We start from the raw sequence: 18,782 nt of genomic DNA, 5'->3' as shown, positions 1-18,782 counted from the left end.
GACGAGAACCCGATGCCCGGCCGACCGGGCGCGGACCGGGACCAGTTCGCGGACGCGCTGCTGGAGGAGGAGCTGCGCCAGGCCGCCGCCGTCCTGGACCCGGTACCGGCCGAGCTGCTGCAATCGGCGCTGGAGGCCTTCGCGTTGCGTGATCTGGACGCCCGGCTGGCCGAGCTGACCTTCGACTCGCTCGTGGACGCCCTGCCGGTCAGGGGCGTCACGGACGTGTCGCGCATGCTGACGTTCCGCGCGGGCCGGACGACCGTCGACGTGGAGGTCACGCCGGACGGGCTGATCGGCCAGGTGCTCCCGCCGCAGTCGGCGCGCATCGAGGTGCTCGGCGGCCCGCAGAGCGCCCGCACGGTCACGGCCGACCCCCTCGGCCGGTTCACCAGCGCCGCCCCACCGGCCGGCCCGTTCGCCCTGCGGCTCAGCACCGGCGCGGAGGTGATCGTCACGGAGTGGCTCCGGGCCTGAAGGCACCGGTGCCGCATGCGCGTTCGTCCGTTGCCGGACGCCACACGCCGGAGAGGAGCCACGGGCCGGGGACCGTGCCCGGTCCTTGGACCACAGGGCGTCGGAGGGGGCGGCCGACCGCGTGTGCAGTGGGGGGCGGGAGCGCGCTCCGGGTCGGTGGACCACAGGGCGTCGGAGGGAGTGGCCGGCGTGTGTGCCGTGCGGGCCGGGTGACGTGCTCCGGCCCGTGGGCTACACGGCGTCGACGAGGGCGGCCAGGGCGGTGGCGAGTCGGTCCAGTCCCGGCCCGGCCGGCCCGCCCGGCTCGGACATGTAGGTGTCCCGCCGGATCTCCACCATCAGCGCACCGACCCGGGCGTCCGTGCCGTAGAACTCCAGCGGCACGTAGGTGCCCGCGAACGGGCTGTCCAGTCCCGTCTCCCCGCACCCGGCGAACGCCTTCCGCGCGGCCTCGGTCAGCTCCCGCGGGGTGTGGAAGGCGTCCGTGCCCAGACACACCGGCGGGCGCGGGCCGGTCCCGTGGAGTTCGTAGGGGAGCGGCTCGGACGGGTACGAGTGCACGTCGACGATCACGGCGCGTCCGGTCGCGGCCAGCCGGCCGGCCACCGCCTCCGTCATGGCCTCGGCGTACGGCCGGAAGTAGCGGGCGAGCAGCGGCTCGGGGTCGGTGTCCGCGGGCCGCAGCTCGCCGCGGTGCGTGGTCCGCGTGTACACGGCGCTCATCCCGACGGCCGCCATCTCCTCCCGCTCGTCCGGGAACCGCTCCGGGTCCACCACCAGCCGGGACAGCCGGTTCACGAACCGCCAGGGGGTGAGCCCCGCCAGCTCGGCGGCCCGGCGGGCGATCTCGGCGGTGTGCGCGTCCGTGATGTGGTCCAGTTCCCGTGCCAGCGCGGTGTCGTCCAGCACGATGCCGTCGCGGACGTCCGCGGGTATGGCCCGCGCCGAGTGCGGCACATGCAGCAGCACGGGCGACTCGGCGGCACCGGGGAGAAGTTCGAAGGAGGCGGCGGGCTCGGTCACGGGCTGCTCCGGAGGTGGTCGTCTGCGGCGTCGTACACGATCAAGGTGTCATACGGCACCGACAACGAGGGCTCCGCGGCGAGCCCGCACCGAGCGGCACGGGTGAGCGCCTCGGGCGAACGGTGCGGGCGGCGGCTCGGGTGGGCGGTACGGGCTGGCGGCTCGGGTGGGCGGTGCGGGCGGGCGGCCGGGTTGAACGACTCCGCCCCGGCCGGGCAGTGCCGACCGGGGCGGAGTCGTCAGGGACCGTCGGGCCGCAGGGGACCGCCGGGCCGCGGGCGTCAGCTCAGGGACGCCAGGGCCTCGTTCCAGGTGGACGAGGGGCGCATGACCGCGTCGGCCTTGGCCTTGTCGACCTGGTAGTAGCCGCCGATGTCGGCCGGCTTGCCCTGGACGGCGTTCAGCTCGTCCACGATCTTCTGCTCGTTCGCGGCGAGGGTCTCGGCGAACGGCGCGAAGGCCTTGGCCAGGTCGGCGTCGTCGGTCTGCCGGGCCAGCTCCTGCGCCCAGTACAGGGACAGGTAGAAGTGGCTGCCGCGGTTGTCGATGCCGCCGACGCGACGGGTCGGGGACTTGTCCTCGTTGAGGAAGGTCGCCGTGGCGCGGTCCAGGGTGTCGGCGAGGACCTTGGCGCGGGTGTTGCCGGTGGCCGCCGCGTACTGCTCGAAGGACGGGACGAGCGCGAAGAACTCGCCGAGCGAGTCCCAGCGCAGGTAGTTCTCCTTGACCAGCTGCTGGACGTGCTTCGGCGCGCTGCCGCCGGCGCCCGTCTCGAACAGGCCGCCGCCCGCCATCAGCGGGACGACCGACAGCATCTTGGCGCTGGTGCCCAGCTCCAGGATCGGGAACAGGTCGGTCAGGTAGTCACGCAGCACGTTGCCGGTCACCGAGATGGTGTTCTCGCCGCGGCGGATGCGCTCCACCGACAGCTTGGTGGCCTCGACCGGGGACAGGATCCTGATGTCCAGGCCCTCGGTGTCGTGCTCCTGCAGGTACTGCCGGACCTTGGCGATCAGGTTGGCGTCGTGGGCGCGGCCCTCGTCCAGCCAGAACACGGCCGGGTCGCCGGTGGCGCGGGCGCGGGTGACGGCCAGCTTGACCCAGTCGCGGATCGGGGCGTCCTTGGTCTGGCAGGCGCGGAAGATGTCGCCCTGCGCGACCGGCTGCTCGATCAGGACGTTGCCGGCCTGGTCGAGCACGCGGACGGTGCCTGCGGCCGGCAGTTCGAAGGTCTTGTCGTGGGAGCCGTACTCCTCGGCCTTCTGCGCCATCAGGCCGACGTTCGGGACGGAGCCCATGGTCGACGGGTCGTAGGCGCCGTTGGCCCGGCAGTCCTCGATGACGGCCTGGTAGACACCGGCGTAGGAGGAGTCCGGGATCACGGCGAGGGCGTCGTGCTCCTGGCCGTCCGGGCCCCACATGTGGCCGGACGTGCGGATCATCGCCGGCATGGAGGCGTCGATGATGACGTCCGACGGCACGTGCAGGTTGGTGATGCCCTTGTCCGAGTCGACCATGGCGAGGGCCGGGCCCTCGGCGATCTCGGCGTCGAAGGAGGCCTTGATCTCGGCGCCCTCGGGCAGGTTCTCCAGGCCCTTGAGGATGCCGCCGAGGCCGTCGTTCGGGGTGAGGCCGGCCGCCTTGAGGGTCTGGCCGTACTTCGCGAACGTCTTCGGGAAGAAGGCGCGCACCACGTGACCGAAGATGATCGGGTCGGAGACCTTCATCATCGTGGCCTTCAGGTGCACCGAGAACAGGACGCCCTCCTGCTTGGCGCGGGCGACCTGCGCGGCGAGGAACTGCTCCAGCTCGGCGACGTGCAGGACGGAGGCGTCGACGACCTCGCCCTCCAGGACCGGTACGGACTCCTTCAGCACCGTGGTGGTGCCGTCCTCGGCGACCAGCTCGATCTTCAGCTTGCCGGCCTCGGAGATCACCACGGACTTCTCGGTGGAGCGGAAGTCGTTCTCACCCATGGTCGCCACGTTCGTCCTGGACTCGGAGGTCCAGGCGCCCATGCGGTGCGGGTGGGTCTTGGCGTAGTTCTTCACCGACGCCGGGGCACGGCGGTCGGAGTTGCCCTCGCGCAGCACCGGGTTGACCGCGGAGCCCTTGATCTTGTCGTAGCGGGCGCGGATCTCGCGCTCCTCGTCGGTCTTCGGCTCGTCCGGGTAGTCCGGCAGCGCGTAGCCCTTGGCCTGCAGCTCGGCGACGGCGGCCTTCAGCTGCGGAATGGACGCCGAGATGTTCGGCAGCTTGATGATGTTGGCCGCGGGGGTCTTGGCCAGCTCGCCCAGCTCGGTCAGCGCGTCGGGGATGCGCTGGTCCTCGTTCAGGTACTCCGGGAAGACGGCGATGATGCGCCCGGCCAGCGAGATGTCCCGGGTCGTCACGGGCACACCGGCCTGCGAGGCGTACGCCTGGATCACCGGCAGGAACGAATGCGTCGCCAGGGCCGGGGCCTCGTCTGTGTAGGTGTAGATGATGGTCGAGTCAGTCACCGGGTGCTCCGCTCCACGTCTGCAACATTGCTCGACATCAAGATATCTCGTGACCGGGGTCGGCTCGACAGGGGTCCTGTCCGGAAAATGTGCCGTCCGTCATCTCACGCGCGATCCATCTGCAGATCACCTCCACTACGTACACGTGTTCGGTGCGGGTCAGCTCGCGTCCCTTCGGGATGCCGTGCCAGCGCTCCAGGCAGGTCCGGCAGCAGGTGGCGGTCGCGTGCTGGGCCACGAACACCGGGTGGCCGCGGTACGGCGTCTGCTTGCCGTCCTTGTACGGCGCGGCCGGCGCCAGCCGCTTGGCGATCAGGTCGTACGCGTGCCACCGGATCGTGGCCGGGCCCTTCAGCCCAGCGGTCGCCCGGTCCCGCCCGCGCAGGTGGAACTTCGCCCGGAACGGCTGCCCTGCGAGCGCGTCGAGACGCGCGTCGAGGTCGGGCCGGCCGGCGTCGCGACGGCGCGGCCCGGGATCCGTGGGATCGGGGGAGACGTTCATGCCCTTCCGAGCATACGACCGCCCGCACCCGCGGGCCGGACCGCCCGGGGCCCTATTCGGCGACGGGGGATCCGGTGGGTGCGTCGTCGCCGCTGCGCTGCTGCGGGATCAGCACCGAGCCCTGCTGCAGGGCCACCGTGCGGGTGGGGGCCGGTATGCGGATGCCCTCCTCGCGGTAGCGGCGGTGCAGGCGCTTGATGAACTCGTGCTTGATCCGGTACTGGTCGCTGAACTCGCCCACACCGAGGATGACCGTGAAGCCGATCCGGGAGTCGCCGAAAGTGTGGAAGCGGATGGCCGGCTCATGGTCCGGGACGGCGCCCGTGACGTCCGTCATGACGTCCGTGACCACCTCCGCGGTCACCCGCTCGACGTGCTCCAGGTCGGAGTCGTAGCTCACGCCGGCCTGCACCAGCACGGTCAGCTCCTGCTCGGGCCGCGTGTAGTTGGTCATGTTGGCCTTGGCGAGCTGGCCGTTGGGGATGACCACCAGGTTGTTGGACAGCTGGCGGACCGTCGTCTGGCGCCAGTTGATGTCGACGACGTACCCCTCCTCGCCACTGCTCAGCCGGATGTAGTCGCCCGGCTGAACCGTCTTGGAGGCGAGGATGTGGACGCCCGCGAACAGATTGGCGAGCGTGTCCTGCAGGGCGAGGGCCACCGCCAGGCCGCCGACTCCCAGGGCGGTGAGCAACGGCGCTATGGAGATGCCGAGGGTCTGCAGGACGACCAGGAAGCCGATCGCCAGGACCAGGACGCGGGTGATGTTGACGAAGATGGTCGCCGAGCCCGCGACGCCGGAGCGGGACTGGGTGACCGAGCGGACCAGGCCGGCGACGACCCGGGCCGCGGAGAACGTCACCACGACGATCAGCCAGACCTGGAGCACCTGGTTGACGTGGTGCTGGACGGACCGGGTGAGCGGCAGTACGGCCGCCGCCGCCGACGCGCCGCCCGCGATCGCCGCCCAGGGGACGACCGAGCGCAGCGCGTCCACGATGACGTCGTCGCCGCTCCAGCGGGTCCGCTTGGCGTGCTTGGCCAGCCAGCGCAGGAGGGTGCGCGACAGGACGGCGAGCACCAGGCCCGCCGCCAGGGCGATGCCGGCGAGGACGAGGTCGTCCAGGGTCAGCGCGCGGTTCACCGGTCACCCCCGGGGCGCAGAACTGCTGCGGAGAGCCAGCTGTGAAGTCTCGTCACGTTGCCACCTGCTCGATGTCCGGAATGTGCGACCGCGCCGGCCCCGGAACTCCGGTGACCGGCGCGCTCGTTCATCCTGCCGTATCCGGCACTGCAGTTCGTACCCGGACCGGTGCTCCTCGGACGGCTCAGACGATGCCCTCGGCGAATTCGGCCTGGTCGCGGTCGCTGCCGTAGGCCGCGGTGGTGGGAGTGCCGTACGACCGGCGGGCGACGTACCACCAGACGCTGGCGAGGACCAGGACCACGGCGAGCGCCACCGACGCGTAGTTCATGGTGTCGACGGTGACCGGTGACCCCTGCGGCAGGCAGAACAGGACCGTCACGCAGGCCACCCACACGACCGCGATCCAGCCGATCGGCTTGCTCCAGCGGCCCAGTTGCCACGGCCCCGGCTGGAACCGGTCGCCCGCGCGCAGCCGCAGATACACGGGGATGGCGTAGGCGGGGGTGATGCCGATGACGTTGATGGCGGTCACCGCGTTGTACGCCGTCGCCGAGTACAGCGACGGCAGGGCGAGTACGCAGGCCACGACGACGGACAGCCAGACTGCGGCGACCGGGGTCTGGGTGCGGCCGCTCACCTTGCGCCACAGGTGCGAGCCGGGCAGCGCCCCGTCCCGGCTGAACGCGAACACCATCCGGCTGGCGGCGGCGACCTCGGCGTTCCCGCAGAACAGCTGGGCGGTGATCACGACGAGCAGCAGCGCGCTGGCGCCGTCGGTGCCGAGGCCGTCGAGCAGGATCTGGGCGGGCGGTACGCCGGTGTCCGTGGCGCGCGTGGCGTCGTAGTCCTGGATGGCGAAGGTCAGGCCGGCCAGCAGCACGAAGCCGGCGAGCCAGGACACCCAGATGGCGCGGACGATGCCCCGGGAGGCGGCCACCGAGGCGTGCGAGGTCTCCTCGGACAGGTGGGCGGAGGCGTCGTAGCCGGAGAAGGTGTACTGCGCGAGGAGCAGGCCGATCGCCGCCACGTACAGCGGGTTGTCCCACCCGGTCTCGTTGACGAACCCGGTGAACACGAAGGACGGCGACTGGTGGTGGTCGGGGACGATCGCCAGCGCGCCGACGATCAGGGCGACGCCTCCCAGGTGCCACCACACGCTGACCGAGTTGAGCACGCTGACCAGGCGGACCCCGAAGAGGTTCAGCACGGCGTGCAGCAGCAGGATGGCGCAGAAGATGAGCATGGTCTTGCCGGGCGTCGGCTCGAAGCCCCACTGGAGGTTCGCGAACGCGCCGGTGAACAGGGCGGCGCCGTAGTCGATGCCGGCGATGGCGCCGAGCAGACCGAGGAGGTTCAGCCAGCCCGTGTACCAGCCCCAGCGCCGGCCGCCGAGCCGGTCGGCCATGTAGTACAGGGCGCCGGAGGTCGGGTAGGCGCTGGTGACCTCGGCGAGCGCGAGACCGACGCACAGCACGAACAGGCCGACGCCCGCCCAGCCCCACAGCATCACGGCGGGACCGCCGGTGTTCAGGCCGAAGCCGTACAGGGTCATGCAGCCGGACAGGATCGAGATCACCGAGAAGCTGATCGCGAAGTTGCCGAACCCGCCCATGCGACGGGCCAGCACCGGCCGGTAACCGAGTTCGCGCAGACGCTGCTCCTCGTCCTGCTGCAGCACACCGGGGGAAGGGGTGGGCGAGGGATCGGGGGTGGGGGACACGTGGAGACCTCCGGGATCAACGGGTGTCGAACGGGGACGTTCAGGGGTGGTGCGGAGGGCCGTGCGGGGGTGGTGCGGAGGCGGTGCGGGTGGTGCGGAGGGCCGTGCGGGGGTGGAGCGCAGGCGGTGCAGGGGTGCGGCGGGGCGGTGCAGGGGGTGCGGTGGGTTGGGCAGGTGGTGCGCGGGGCCGTGCAGGAGGTGGCGCGCAGGAGCGTTCGGGCGCGGGTGCCGGGGCTCCGGCCCGCTGTCCGGGGCGGTCAGAAGTGTGCGCCCTCCCCGGCGGCCCGGCAGCGTTCCCGGGCCTGGACGAAGATGTCCACCGCGCGGTCCCTGTCCGGTGTGCGGTACATCCAGGGCGGCGGTGTGAAGTACGGGCCGATCGCGTCGAAAACCCGTGCGGCGTCGGGGAACTGGAGCGACCCCCACAGGGCGTGGGCCAAGTGGTTGAGGTCCAGCAGCGAGCGTTCGGCGCCCTGCGTGTGCTCGAACCACGAGTGCAGGGCGCGCCGCGCCTCGCGGGCCGCTTCCTCCACCACCCAGTGCAGGTCCAGCGCCGCGTCGTGCCCGCTGTCCCGGCGGTAACGCTCCACGCGGACGTACAGCGGCAGCAGGTGCAGCGCGGAGCCGGGCGGGGCCTGGCCGGCGGCCCACTGCGCGTACCCGGCGGCCTCGGCCGGCCGGCCCGGACCGCCACGCGCGTAGAGGAACTGCAGCATCCGGTGGTGGGCCTCGCGGTTGAACGGGTCCCGCTTGCCGGCCTCGGCCAGCAGCCCCCACGGCCCCGGCGGCAGCATCGGCTCCGGCGCCGCGGCCCGGTGCTCCTCCCAGCGCTGCTCCGGATCGAGCTGGGCCAGTGCCAGCAGACACACCCAGGGCACGGGGTCCCGTGGGGCGGCCGCGGTCGCGGACTGGGCGACGTCCCACGCCTCGATCCACAGCTCATGGGTGCGGCGGTGCCGTTCGCGCCTGGCACGCAGCGCGCGCTCCACGCCGACCCGGGCGTGCATCACCGTCACATGAGCGTTCCCCGGTTCCTCGGCGTGCCAGGCCCGCACCACGTCGGTGCCGGCCGCGGCCGCCGCGAGGACCTGGGTGCGCCGGGTCCACTGCCCCCAGTCCGTGGTGTCCGCGAGGAGGGTGCGCATGGCCATCCAGCGGCCGGTGCGCAGGTCCTGGAGGGCGGCGCGCAGCGCGTGGTCGGGGCCGGCGGGGTCGTAGGAGGGGCGGGCTCCGTCTCTGGCCATCAGCCGCCGGCCCCGGTCCACTGGCGCAGGGGCGTGGTGGCGGGGTGACGTAGCAACAGCCCTCCCCTGGGCGGTGATGGAGATCTCACGTGTGGTCGGCGGTCACTATAGAGGTGGAGGTTCCGCCGTACCATTGTTGCCAAGTCAACCATCTGCCGGGCGAGTTGACCGACCGCCGGAAAACCTTGACGCCGGGTCCGGTACGGCGGCAGGCTGGCGTGGTGATCTTCACGGCCGGAGCGGAGGACGCACGATGACGGGGCCGGTGCTCGCCGTCGACCAGGGCACGTCCGGTACCAAGGCGCTCGTCGTCTGCCCGGAACGCGGCGTACTCGGCACCGGGTTCGCCGAGGTCAGGCCGCGGTACCTGCCCGGAGGGCTGGTCGAGGTCGACCCGGCCGAGCTGTACGACTCGGTGGTCGAGGCCGGAGGCCGTGCGCTCGCCGAGGCCGGTGAGGACGTCGTCGCGCTCGGCCTCGCCAACCAGGGCGAGACCGTCCTCGCCTGGGACCCCGGCACCGGCCGGCCGATCACCGACGCCCTGGTGTGGCAGGACCGGCGCGCCGAGAGCATCTGCACCGAACTCGCCGCCCACGCCGAGGAGTTGCAGCAGCTGACCGGCCTGCCCCTCGATCCGTACTTCGCCGCGCCCAAGATGGCCTGGATTCGCCGTCACCTCACCGGCGAGGGCGTCGTCACCACCTCCGACTCCTGGCTGGTGCACCGTCTCACCGGTGCCTTCGTCACCGACGCCGCCACCGCCGGCCGCACCCAGCTGCTGGACCTGGACCGCGTCGAATGGTCCCCGCGCGCCCTCGACCTCTACGGGCTGTCCGGCGAGCGACTGCCCGAGGTGACGGACGCCGCCCGGACCGTGGGCACGACACGGGCGTTCGGGACCGAGATCCCGGTGACCGGACTGATCGTCGACCAGCAGGCCGCCCTGCTCGCCCAGCGCATCACCGGGCCGGGTGCCGCCAAGTGCACCTACGGCACCGGGGCGTTCCTGCTCGCGCACACCGGCGACCGCCCCCGGCGCGGCAGCTCGGGCCTGGTCAGCTGCGTGGCCTGGCGGCTCGCCGGACGCACCGGCTACTGCCTGGACGGCCAGGTCTACACGGCAGCGTCCGCGGTCCGCTGGCTCACCGACCTGGGCGTCATCTCCTCGGCCGCCGACCTCGACCCGGTGGGCGGCGCCGTCCCCGACAGCGGCGGCGTCACCTTCGTCCCGGCCCTCGCCGGACTCGCGGCCCCCTGGTGGCGCGGCGATCTGCGCGGTTCCCTCACCGGACTCGGACTCGACACCACCGCCGGACACCTGGTGCGCGCGCTGTGCGAGGGCATCGCCGCGCAGGTCGCCGAACTCGCCGAGGCCGCCGCCGCCGACCTCGGCGCGCCCCTGGACACGCTCCGCGTCGACGGCGGGCTCACCCGTTCCGCGCTCCTCATGCAGACCCAGGCCGACCTGTTGCAGCGCCCGGTCGAGGTCTCCGCGCTGCCCGATGCCACGGCGCTCGGCGCCGCCGTGCTCGCCCGCCTCGGCGCCGATCCCGGCCTGAGCGTCGAAGCGGCCCTGCCCGACTGGAAGCCCGCCGCCGTGTACGAGCCCCGCATCCCGGCCGACCGGGCCGCCGAACGCCGGGCCCGCTTCCGTACCGCCGTCACGGCCCTCCTCGGCTCGTGACGGTCACGGCGGACGGCCCGCTGCCGGACAAGACGTACGACGTGGCGATCGTCGGGGCCGGTGTGGTCGGCTGCGCCATCGCCCGCGAACTCGCCCGTCATCCGCGGCTCGGCATCGCCCTCGTCGAGGCCCAGGACGACGTCGGCCAGGGCACGTCCAAGGCCAACACCGCGATCCTGCACACCGGTTTCGACGCGACCCCCGGCACCCTGGAGGCCCGGCTGGTCCGCGAGGGGTACCACCGGCTCGGCGCCTACGCCGCCGAGACCGGCATCCCCGTGGAACGGGTCGGCGCGCTGCTGGTCGCCTGGGACGAGGAGCAGTTCGCCGCGCTGCCCGAGCTGGCCGGAAAGGCCGGACGCAACGGCTACGGCGAGACCCGCCTGCTGGGCGCCGGGGAGCTGTACGCCCGCGAACCGCACCTCGGCCCCGGCGCGCTCGGCGCCCTGCACGTCCCCGGTGAGAGCATCATCTGCCCCTGGACGACCACCCTGGCGTACGCCACCCAGGCGGTCCGTGCCGGCGTCGACCTGCACCTGAACGCGGCTGTTCAGCAGACGACGCGGGCGGACGGACACCGGCTGACCACGAGCCGCGGCACCCTGCACGCCCGCCACCTGGTCAATGCGGCCGGGCTGCACGCCGATACCCTGGACCGCGGTCTGGGCCACCAGGACTTCACCGTGACACCCCGCCGCGGCCAGCTCCTCGTGTACGACAAGCTCGCCCGCCCGCTCGTGCGGCACATCCTCCTGCCCGTGCCGACCGCCCTCGGCAAGGGCGTGCTGGTCGCCCCCACCGTCCACGGCAACGTCCTGCTCGGCCCGACCGCCGAGGACCTGCACGACAAGCGGGCCACCGGCTCCACCGCCGAAGGTCTCGCCGCGCTTCGGGAGAAGGGCCGGCACATCCTGCCCGCCCTGCTCGACGAGGAGGTCACCGCCGTCTATGCCGGGCTGCGGGCGGCCACCGAGCACGAGGACTACAGAATCGTGGCCCACCCCGAGCAGGCGTACGTCACCGTCGGCGGCATCCGCTCCACCGGCCTCACCGCGTCCCTGGCCATCGCCGCCCATGTCACCGGCCTGCTGGCCGACACCGGCCTCGGTCTCGGCCCGGCGGCGGACCTGGAGCCTCTGACCATGCCCGACCTCGGCGAGGCCGCCCCGCGCCCCTGCCAGCGGCCCGATCTCGTTGCCGCCGACCCCGAGTACGGCACCCTCGTCTGCCACTGCGAGCGCGTCTCCCGCGGCGAGATCCGCGACGCCCTCGGCAGCACGATCCCGCCCCGCACCCTGGACGGCCTGCGCCGCCGCACCCGTGTCCGGGCGGGCCGCTGCCAGGGGTTCTACTGCGGTGCGGCGGTGCGGGAGTTGTTCGAGCGGGGGCCGGGTGGAGGGAACAGAGGATGACGACAGTGCGCCGCGTGGACGTTCTCGTCGTCGGTGCCGGTCCCGCCGGGCTCGCCGCCGCCGCACGGCTGGCCGCCGCCGGCGCCGGGCGGGTGGAGGTGCTGGAGCGGGAGACACAGCCCGGCGGAGTGCCCCGGTACTGCGTGCACGGCGGCTTCGGCACCTGGACCCGCCCGCTCACCGGTCCCGGCTACGCCCGTCTCCTCACGGAGGCCGCCGAGCGGGCCGGCGCCGTGCTGCGCACCGGGACGACAGCACTGGACTGGGGCACCGGGCCCGTGCTCACGGCCGTCGGCCCCGGCGGACCGGAGACGATCGAGGCCCGGGCGGTCGTCCTCGCCACCGGGGCCCGAGAACGCCCCCGCAGCGCCCGCCTGGTGCCCGGCACCCGCCCCGCCGGTGTCTGCACCACCGGCGAACTCCAGCAGGCGGTCCACCTGTTCGGGCAGCACATCGGCACCCGCGTGGTAGTGGCCGGCGCGGAGGACGTCTCCTACGCCGCCGCGGGCACCGTCCGCGCGGCCGGCGCCGAGGTCGTCGCCCTGGTCACGGAGCACCCGCGCGCCCAGACCGGCCGCAGCCGCGCCCAGGCGGCCCGGCTGGCCCACGGCATCCCGCTGCTGACCGGCACGACGGTCACCGAACTGCTCGGCCGGGGCAGGCTCTCCGGCGTCCGCGTCCGCCACCGGCACGGCCGCACGGCCGTACTGCCCTGCGACACCGTCGTGTTCACCGGCGACTTCGTCCCCGACCACGAACTCGCCCGGCGAGGCGGACTCGCCCTGGACCCCGGTACCCGCGGCCCCGCCGTCGCCGGCTCCCTGCACACCTCGCGCCCCGGTGTCTTCGCCGCCGGCAACGTCCTGCACGCAGTGGAGCCCGCCGGTACCGCGGCCCGCGAGGGCGCCCGGGCGGCCGGTGCCGTCCTGGCCTTCCTGGCGGGCGCGCCCTGGCCGGACCCGGGCGTACCCGTCACCGTCGAGGCGCCGCTGCGCTGGATCGCCCCCAACCGCGTCACACCGGCCGCCCGGCCCGCTCGCCACGTCCTGCGCACCGGCACCCCGCTGACCCGCCCGGTCCTGTACGTCCGCCAGGACGGCCGCCTGCTGCACCACGAGCGGCTCGGCCCCGGCACCGCCCTGCCCAACCGCACCCTGACCCTCCCCGCCCGCTGGCACGACCGCGTCGACCCCGCGGGCGGGGAGGTAAGGGTGAGCACGGGCTGAGCCGTGCGGCTACGCCGGGCCGGGGAGGCGGTGGCACGGAGGACGCGTGGGCTCCGGGGGTGGAAAGGTGCGCGCGAGCACGGGCTGAGCTGCCGGGCCGGGGAGGTGGCGGCACGGAGGATGCGTGGGCTCCGGGGGTGGAAAAGCGTGCGTGAGCACCGGCTGGGCCGCGCGGTTACGGCCGGCCGGGGAAGTGGCGGTGCGAGGGGTGCACGGGCTGCGGGCGGGTCACAGGTCGGTGAACGAGCCGTGGCGTCCGGAGCCCGAGGCGAAGCGGGCGGCGCCCTCCGCGCTCTGCGCCAGCACGCCGACCCCGTGCCGGAGTTCACCGAGCAGGGCCGCCTCCTCCGTCGCCCCGTCCTGGTCGAGGACCGAGGCACGGTCGCTGCGCAGGCAGGCCTGCGGGAAGCGGGCGATCTGCGCCGCGAGCGCCTCGGCCTCGGCGCGGGCACGCCCGCTCGGCACCAGGCGGTTGGCGAGGCCCGACGCGTAGGCCTCCGGAGCGGGGACCGGGCGGCCGGTCAGGATCATGTCCATGGCCCGGCTGGTGCCGATCAGCCGGGGCAGCCGTACCGTGCCGCCGTCGATCAGGGGCACGCCCCAGCGGCGGCAGAACACCCCGAAGACCGCGTCCTCCTCGGCGACCCGCAGATCGCACCACAGGGCGAGTTCGAGGCCGCCCGCGACCGCATGCCCGGCCACCGCCGCGATCACCGGCTTGGACAGCCGCATCCGCGTCGGCCCCATCGGCCCGTCGCCGTCCTCCGCCACCCGGTTGCCGCGTTCCGTGCCGACGGCCTTCAAGTCCGCGCCCGCGCAGAAGGTGCCGCCCTCGCCCCACAGGACCGCCACCCGGGCCTCGTCGTCCGCCTCGAACGCCCGGAACGCGGCGGCGAGTTCGGCGGCCGTGGGGCCGTCCACGGCGTTGCGGGCCTCCGGCCGGGAGAGGACGACCGTGGTCACGTAACCCTTGCGTTCCACGCGGACCGGCACGGTGGGGTGCTCCTTCTCGGGCGGCGGCTCGAAGGGCCCACTCTGCCTCAGATGACCTTCAGCCGCACCAGCGCCCCGAGCGTGAGCGCCCTCGGTACCAGCGGCACCCACGCGGTGGGGTGCTCCTTCTCGGGCGGCGGCTCGAAGGGCCCACTCTGCCTCAGATGACCTTCAGCCGCACCAGCGCCCCCAGCGTGAGCGCCCCCGGCACCAGCGGCACCCACACGGTGATGATCCGGTACGCCAGCACCACCGCCGTGGCCACCGCGGCCGGGCCGCCCACCGCGACCAGTGCCACGATCAGCGCCGCCTCCACGGATCCCAGCCCGCCCGGCGTGGGCACCAGGGCCACCGCCACCGTCGCGGCGAGGTAGGCCAGCACCATGTGCGCGGGCGGCACCGGCAGCCGCAGTGCCTGCCCGACCGCGGCGAGCCCCGCCGCCTGGAGCGCCGGGAAGGCCAGCGAGCCGCCCCACAGGGCCAGGGCGCGGGCCGGCCGGGTGTGCACCGACCGCGCCTCGCCGAGGGCGTCCCGCAGGAACGCGACCACGCGCGTGCGCAGCCGCCGTACCAGCGTCACGACGGCCACCGCCACCGCCAGCACGCCGGCCGCGCCGAGCAGCAGCGGGAGCACCGAGCCGTCCGGCAGCAGGGCACCGAGCCGCAGCGCGTCCGGGAAGGCGATCAGCAGCGCCGCCAGCAGACCGAGCCGGCCCACGCACTCGGCCAGCAGATACAGGGCCAGCGCGGCCGAGGAACGCGCGAGCGGCACTCCGCACACGGTCATGAAGCGCAGGTTCACGGCGCCCGCGCCGAGCCCGGTCGGCAGCAGATGGTTGGCCGCACCGGCCGCGAACTGGGTGGCGAGCAGGCGCGCTTTGGGCAGCGGCTGCACCACCGCTCCCTGGCGGGTGACCGCGGCGGCCACCCAGGTCAGGCAGGTGGCCCCGGCCGCGGCGAGCAGCCACGGCCAGGAGGCGGTGCGCAGCTGGCCGAAGCCCTCGGTGAGCACCGAACGGTGCCGCACGGCGGCCACGGCGACGAGCACGAGCGGAACCAGGCACAGCGCCTGGCGGACGGGGACGCGACGGGGGAGCCGTCGGGGGAGGCGTCTGCGGGGAAGCGGGGGGAGCGGGACGGCGGTCACATCGGCACAGGGTCGCCGTGCCGCCCCAACGGCAGGTGGCGGAATCGAGGACGGCGGCTTACGGGGTGAGGTCATCGGGGCCTTCGGACAAGGGGGCGCCGGTGCGGGTGAAAAAGCGCGGACATTGACCTCAACGAAGCTTGAGGTTCTACGTTCTGTCGCATGAGCATGGAAACGACCGCATGGATGCAGCTGCACAGCGTGATGAACGCGCAGTCCGAACGCCGTCCCCTCGCCCGCGCGACGCTGCGCCGCATCGCCGCCTTCGCCCGGCCCCACCGCGCCGGCCTCGTCCGGTTCGTGCTGCTCGGGGTGGTGACGGCCCTGCTCGCCGTGGCGACCCCCGTGCTCGCCGGCCGCGTCGTCGACGCGATCGTGGCGGGGCACGACACCGGCACCGTGGTGCGGCTCTCCCTGCTCATCGCGCTCGTCGCCCTCGTGGAGGCGGGGCTCGGCGTGCTCACCCGGCGCCTGTCGGCGACGCTCGGGGAGGGACTCATCCTCGACCTCAGAACGGCTGTGTTCGATCATGTGCAGCGCATGCCTGTCGCGTTCTTCACACGTACGCGTACGGGCGCACTGGTCAGCCGGCTCAACAACGACGTGATCGGAGCGCAGCGGGCGTTCGCCAACACCCTCTCCGGTGTCGTCAGCAACCTGGTCACCCTGGTGCTCACGCTCGCGGTGATGCTCACCCTGTCCTGGCAGATCACCCTGCTCGCGCTGGTGCTGCTGCCGGTGTTCGTGTTGCCCGCCCGCCGCATGGGCAGCCGGATGGCCCGGATGCAGCGGGAGGCGGCGACGCTGAACGCGGCCATGGGCACCCGGATGACCGAGCGCTTCTCCGCGCCCGGCGCCACGCTGGTCAAGCTGTTCGGCCGCCCGGAGGAGGAGTCCGCGGAGTTCGCGGCCCGGGCCGCCCGGGTGCGGGACATCGGCGTGCGCACGGCGACCGCCCAGTCCGTCTTCATCACCTCCCTCACCCTGGTCTCCGCCCTCGCCCTGGCCCTCGTCTACGGACTCGGCGGCTGGTTCGCCCTGCGCGGCAGCCTGGAGCCCGGTGCCGTGGTGGCCCTCGCCCTGCTGCTGACCCGCCTGTACGCCCCGCTGACCGCGCTCGCCGGGGCCCGGGTCGAGGTGATGAGTGCGCTCGTCAGCTTCGAGCGGGTCTTCGAGGTGCTGGACCTGAAGCCGCTCATCGAGGAGAAGCCGGACGCCCGCGAGGTCCCCGAGGGCCCGGTGGCCGTGGAGTTCGAGGACGTCCGCTTCGCCTACCCGTCCGCCGACCAGGTCTCGCTCGCCTCCCTGGAGGAGGTCGCCGCGCTCGACACCCGAGGCGGCTCCGAGGTCCTGCACGGCGTCTCCTTCCACGCCACGCCCGGGCAGACCGTCGCCCTGGTCGGCTCGTCCGGCGCCGGCAAGTCGACCATCGCCCAGCTCCTGCCGCGGCTGTACGACGTCGACGAGGGCGCGGTCCGCATCGGCGGCATCGACGTGCGGGACCTGACCGCCGCGTCCCTGCGGGCCACCCTCGGCATGGTCACCCAGGACGGCCACCTCTTCCACGACACCGTCCGCGCCAACCTGCTGCTGGCCCGGCCCGGTGCCACGGACGAGGAGCTGTGGGACGCCCTCGGCCGCGCCCGCCTCGCCGAGGTCGTACGGTCCCTGCCCGACGGACTGGACACCGTCGTCGGCGAGCGCGGCTACCGGCTCTCCGGCGGCGAGCGCCAGCGCATGACCATCGCCCGGCTGCTGCTGGCCCGCCAGCGCGTGGTCATCCTGGACGAGGCCACCGCCCACCTGGACAACACCTCCGAGGCGGCCGTCCAGGAGGCGCTCACCGAGGCCCTGGCGGGCCGTACCGCCGTGGTGATCGCCCACCGGCTGTCCACGGTCCGGGCCGCGGACCAGATCCTGGTCGTGGAGGCCGGCCGGATCGTGGAACGGGGCACGCACGAATCGCTTCTGGCGGCGGAGGGACGGTACGCCGAGCTGTACCGGACGCAGTTCGCGGGCACCGGCCCGGACTCGGCGGCGGTGGCACAGGTGCCGTTGACCTGAGGCGGGCCCGGCGTGAGGAGCCGCGGAAGCCGGCCGTAGGGCCGCGGATCGCCGTCTGCTGCGCGTCCGTTGCGGCCGGTCGCGCAGTTTCCGCGGCCATCGGGGCGGCCGGAGGCGCCAGTTGGTGTCGTACCCCTTGACTCGTCTGGTCCGTACCTTTAGCTTCACGCCTTAAACAAAGCCTATGGACACCCCAACGCCTCCCTTTTGCAGAGGCGTTGGGTCACCCCCCACGCGAAAGGCCGCCCGCACATGGCCCGACCTCTCCCCGCGGTGCTCTCCCTCGCCGTCCTGTCCCTCTCCGCCGGCCTGCTCACCGCCTCCCCCGCCCAGGCCGCCACCGGAACCGTCACCGGTCTCGCCGGCAAGTGCCTGGACGTGGCCGGCGCCAACTCCGCCGACGGCACACCCGTCCAGCTCTACGACTGCAACGGCACGAACGCCCAGCAGTGGACCCACGGCAGCGACGGCACCCTGCGCGCCCTCGGCAAGTGCCTGGACGTCACCGGAAATTCCACGGCCGACGGTGCCAAGGTGCAGCTGTGGTCCTGTACCGGCGGCGCCAACCAGAAGTGGACCGTCACCGCCGCCCACGACATCGTCAACCCGCAGGCCGGCAAGTGCCTGGACGTGAGCGACAACAACTCCGCCAACGGCACCCGTACACAGATCTGGAGCTGCAGCGGCGGCGCCAACCAGAAGTGGAACGCCCCCGCGGCCGACGGCGGCACCACACCGTCCGCGCCGATGGCCGTGGCGCCCTACCTCTACAACGGCTGGGGCAGCCCGCCCAGCCCCAGCACGATCACCAACGCCACCGGGGTCAAGTACTTCACCCTCGCCTTCGTGCTCAGCAACGGCTACTGCAACCCGCAGTGGGACGGCAGCCGCCCGCTGACCGGCGGGGTCGACCAGCAGACCATCGGTACCGTGCGCGCGAACGGCGGCGATGTCATCCCGTCCTTCGGCGGCTACAGCGGCAATAAACTGGAAAGCTCCTGCTCCAGCGCGGGCGAACTCGCCGCCGCCTACCAGAAGGTCGTCGACGCCTACGGCCTGAAGGCCATCGACATCGACCTCGAAGCCGACGCGTACAGCAACGGCACCGTGCAGCAGCGCACGGTGGACGCGCTGAAGACAGTGAAGGCGAACAATCCCGGCCTGAAGGTGTACATCACCATCGGCACCGGGCAGAGCGGCCCCGACACCAGCCTCATCAACCGGGCCGCCGCCTCCGGGCTGACCGTCGACGCCTGGGCCATCATGCCGTTCGACTTCGGCGGCGCCGGACAGAACATGGGCAGCCTCACCACCCGGGCGGCCGAGGGCCTGAAGAACGCGCTGAAGAACGCCTACCACTACAGCGACGACCAGGCCTACCGGGACATGGGCATCTCGTCCATGAACGGCATCACCGACCAGAACGAGACGGTCACGGTCAACGACTTCCGGACCATCCTCGCCTATGCCCAGACGCACCACCTGGCCCGGCTCACCTTCTGGTCCGCCAACCGCGACCGCCCCTGCACCGGCGGCCCGGCCGACAGCTGCTCCGGCGTCTCCCAGTCCGCCTGGGACTACACCCGCGTCTTCGCCGGCTACACCGGCTGACCCCGTCCGCTAGGAGAACCCGTGTTCCCCC

General features: G+C 73.3%; 14 protein-coding genes. 6 read left to right on the top strand and 8 right to left on the bottom strand.

Translation table 11 applies throughout. The features are described from left to right. Nucleotides 1-12: 12 nt before the first annotated feature. Entirely contained in the window at nt 13-477 is a 465-nt protein-coding gene (locus ACZ4SF_RS10640) for a hypothetical protein (protein WP_468382468.1), read from the top strand. 231 nt (nt 478-708) lie between these two features. Here ACZ4SF_RS10640 and ACZ4SF_RS10635 read toward each other — a convergent pair whose 3' ends face one another. The 6 genes from ACZ4SF_RS10635 to ACZ4SF_RS10610 form a co-directional block, all read right to left on the bottom strand. Next, nucleotides 709-1,500, bottom strand: a complete 792-nt coding sequence (locus ACZ4SF_RS10635) for an N-formylglutamate amidohydrolase (RefSeq protein WP_468381118.1) — start codon at nt 1,498-1,500, stop codon at nt 709-711. A 281-nt stretch (nt 1,501-1,781) separates the two neighbouring features. After that, entirely contained in the window at nt 1,782-4,001 is a 2,220-nt protein-coding gene (locus ACZ4SF_RS10630) for an NADP-dependent isocitrate dehydrogenase (protein WP_468381115.1), read from the bottom strand. A 37-nt stretch (nt 4,002-4,038) separates the two neighbouring features. Continuing rightward, nucleotides 4,039-4,503 (bottom strand): DUF4186 domain-containing protein, encoded by a 465-nt coding sequence (locus ACZ4SF_RS10625; protein ID WP_468381112.1) that lies wholly within the window; start codon nt 4,501-4,503, stop codon nt 4,039-4,041. 52 nt (nt 4,504-4,555) lie between these two features. Continuing rightward, nucleotides 4,556-5,647 carry a mechanosensitive ion channel family protein gene (locus ACZ4SF_RS10620; RefSeq protein ID WP_468381109.1) on the bottom strand — a complete coding sequence of 364 codons (1,092 nt, stop codon included), beginning with the start codon at nt 5,645-5,647 and terminating at the stop codon, nt 4,556-4,558. A gap of 184 nt (nt 5,648-5,831) precedes the next feature. Beyond that, nucleotides 5,832-7,370, bottom strand: a complete 1,539-nt coding sequence (locus ACZ4SF_RS10615) for an amino acid permease (RefSeq protein ID WP_468381106.1) — start codon at nt 7,368-7,370, stop codon at nt 5,832-5,834. A gap of 257 nt (nt 7,371-7,627) precedes the next feature. Beyond that, the gene (locus ACZ4SF_RS10610; RefSeq protein WP_468381103.1) at nt 7,628-8,614 is read right to left on the bottom strand and encodes a hypothetical protein; all 987 of its coding nucleotides are present in this window, start codon (nt 8,612-8,614) and stop codon (nt 7,628-7,630) included. 253 nt (nt 8,615-8,867) lie between these two features. On the opposite strand from ACZ4SF_RS10610, the gene ACZ4SF_RS10605 reads away from it, so the two are divergent. From ACZ4SF_RS10605 to ACZ4SF_RS10595, 3 genes are read left to right on the top strand one after another with little or no spacing between them, the layout of a single operon-like run. Next, entirely contained in the window at nt 8,868-10,298 is a 1,431-nt protein-coding gene (locus ACZ4SF_RS10605; RefSeq protein WP_468381100.1) for an FGGY family carbohydrate kinase, read from the top strand. Continuing rightward, nucleotides 10,295-11,710, top strand: a complete 1,416-nt coding sequence (locus tag ACZ4SF_RS10600) for an FAD-dependent oxidoreductase (protein ID WP_468381097.1) — start codon at nt 10,295-10,297, stop codon at nt 11,708-11,710. The genes ACZ4SF_RS10605 and ACZ4SF_RS10600 overlap by 4 nt, the downstream gene beginning before the upstream one ends. After that, nucleotides 11,707-12,936, top strand: a complete 1,230-nt coding sequence (locus ACZ4SF_RS10595) for an NAD(P)/FAD-dependent oxidoreductase (protein WP_468381094.1) — start codon at nt 11,707-11,709, stop codon at nt 12,934-12,936. The genes ACZ4SF_RS10600 and ACZ4SF_RS10595 overlap by 4 nt, the downstream gene beginning before the upstream one ends. A gap of 228 nt (nt 12,937-13,164) precedes the next feature. On the opposite strand, the gene ACZ4SF_RS10590 is transcribed toward ACZ4SF_RS10595, so the two are convergent. Together ACZ4SF_RS10590 and ACZ4SF_RS10585 are read right to left on the bottom strand one after the other, a co-directional pair. Further along, nucleotides 13,165-13,929: a crotonase/enoyl-CoA hydratase family protein gene (locus ACZ4SF_RS10590; RefSeq protein ID WP_468381092.1), complete on the bottom strand. Its 765-nt coding sequence runs from the start codon at nt 13,927-13,929 to the stop codon at nt 13,165-13,167. A gap of 160 nt (nt 13,930-14,089) precedes the next feature. Next, nucleotides 14,090-15,076, bottom strand: a complete 987-nt coding sequence (locus ACZ4SF_RS10585) for a lysylphosphatidylglycerol synthase transmembrane domain-containing protein (RefSeq protein WP_468381090.1) — start codon at nt 15,074-15,076, stop codon at nt 14,090-14,092. Between the two features lie 168 nt (nt 15,077-15,244). On the opposite strand from ACZ4SF_RS10585, the gene ACZ4SF_RS10580 reads away from it, so the two are divergent. Together ACZ4SF_RS10580 and ACZ4SF_RS10575 are read left to right on the top strand one after the other, a co-directional pair. Further along, nucleotides 15,245-17,140, top strand: a complete 1,896-nt coding sequence (locus ACZ4SF_RS10580) for an ABC transporter ATP-binding protein (protein WP_468382465.1) — start codon at nt 15,245-15,247, stop codon at nt 17,138-17,140. A 252-nt stretch (nt 17,141-17,392) separates the two neighbouring features. Further along, nucleotides 17,393-18,751: a lectin gene (locus ACZ4SF_RS10575; protein ID WP_468381087.1), complete on the top strand. Its 1,359-nt coding sequence runs from the start codon at nt 17,393-17,395 to the stop codon at nt 18,749-18,751. Nucleotides 18,752-18,782: the final 31 nt, after the last annotated feature.

Source organism: Streptomyces sp. NPDC027663, assembly GCF_055566415.1.
This window is presented reverse-complemented; position numbering and strand designations above follow the sequence as displayed.

Coding starts and splice junctions, on each gene's coding strand:
- ACZ4SF_RS10640 (WP_468382468.1), top strand. CDS start 13: ATGCCCGGCCGACCGGGCGCGGACCGGGACCAGTTCGCGGACGCGCTG.
- ACZ4SF_RS10625 (WP_468381112.1), bottom strand. CDS start 4,503: ATGAACGTCTCCCCCGATCCCACGGATCCCGGGCCGCGCCGTCGCGAC.
- ACZ4SF_RS10610 (WP_468381103.1), bottom strand. CDS start 8,614: ATGGCCAGAGACGGAGCCCGCCCCTCCTACGACCCCGCCGGCCCCGAC.
- ACZ4SF_RS10605 (WP_468381100.1), top strand. CDS start 8,868: ATGACGGGGCCGGTGCTCGCCGTCGACCAGGGCACGTCCGGTACCAAG.
- ACZ4SF_RS10595 (WP_468381094.1), top strand. CDS start 11,707: ATGACGACAGTGCGCCGCGTGGACGTTCTCGTCGTCGGTGCCGGTCCC.
- ACZ4SF_RS10580 (WP_468382465.1), top strand. CDS start 15,245: ATGGAAACGACCGCATGGATGCAGCTGCACAGCGTGATGAACGCGCAG.
- ACZ4SF_RS10575 (WP_468381087.1), top strand. CDS start 17,393: ATGGCCCGACCTCTCCCCGCGGTGCTCTCCCTCGCCGTCCTGTCCCTC.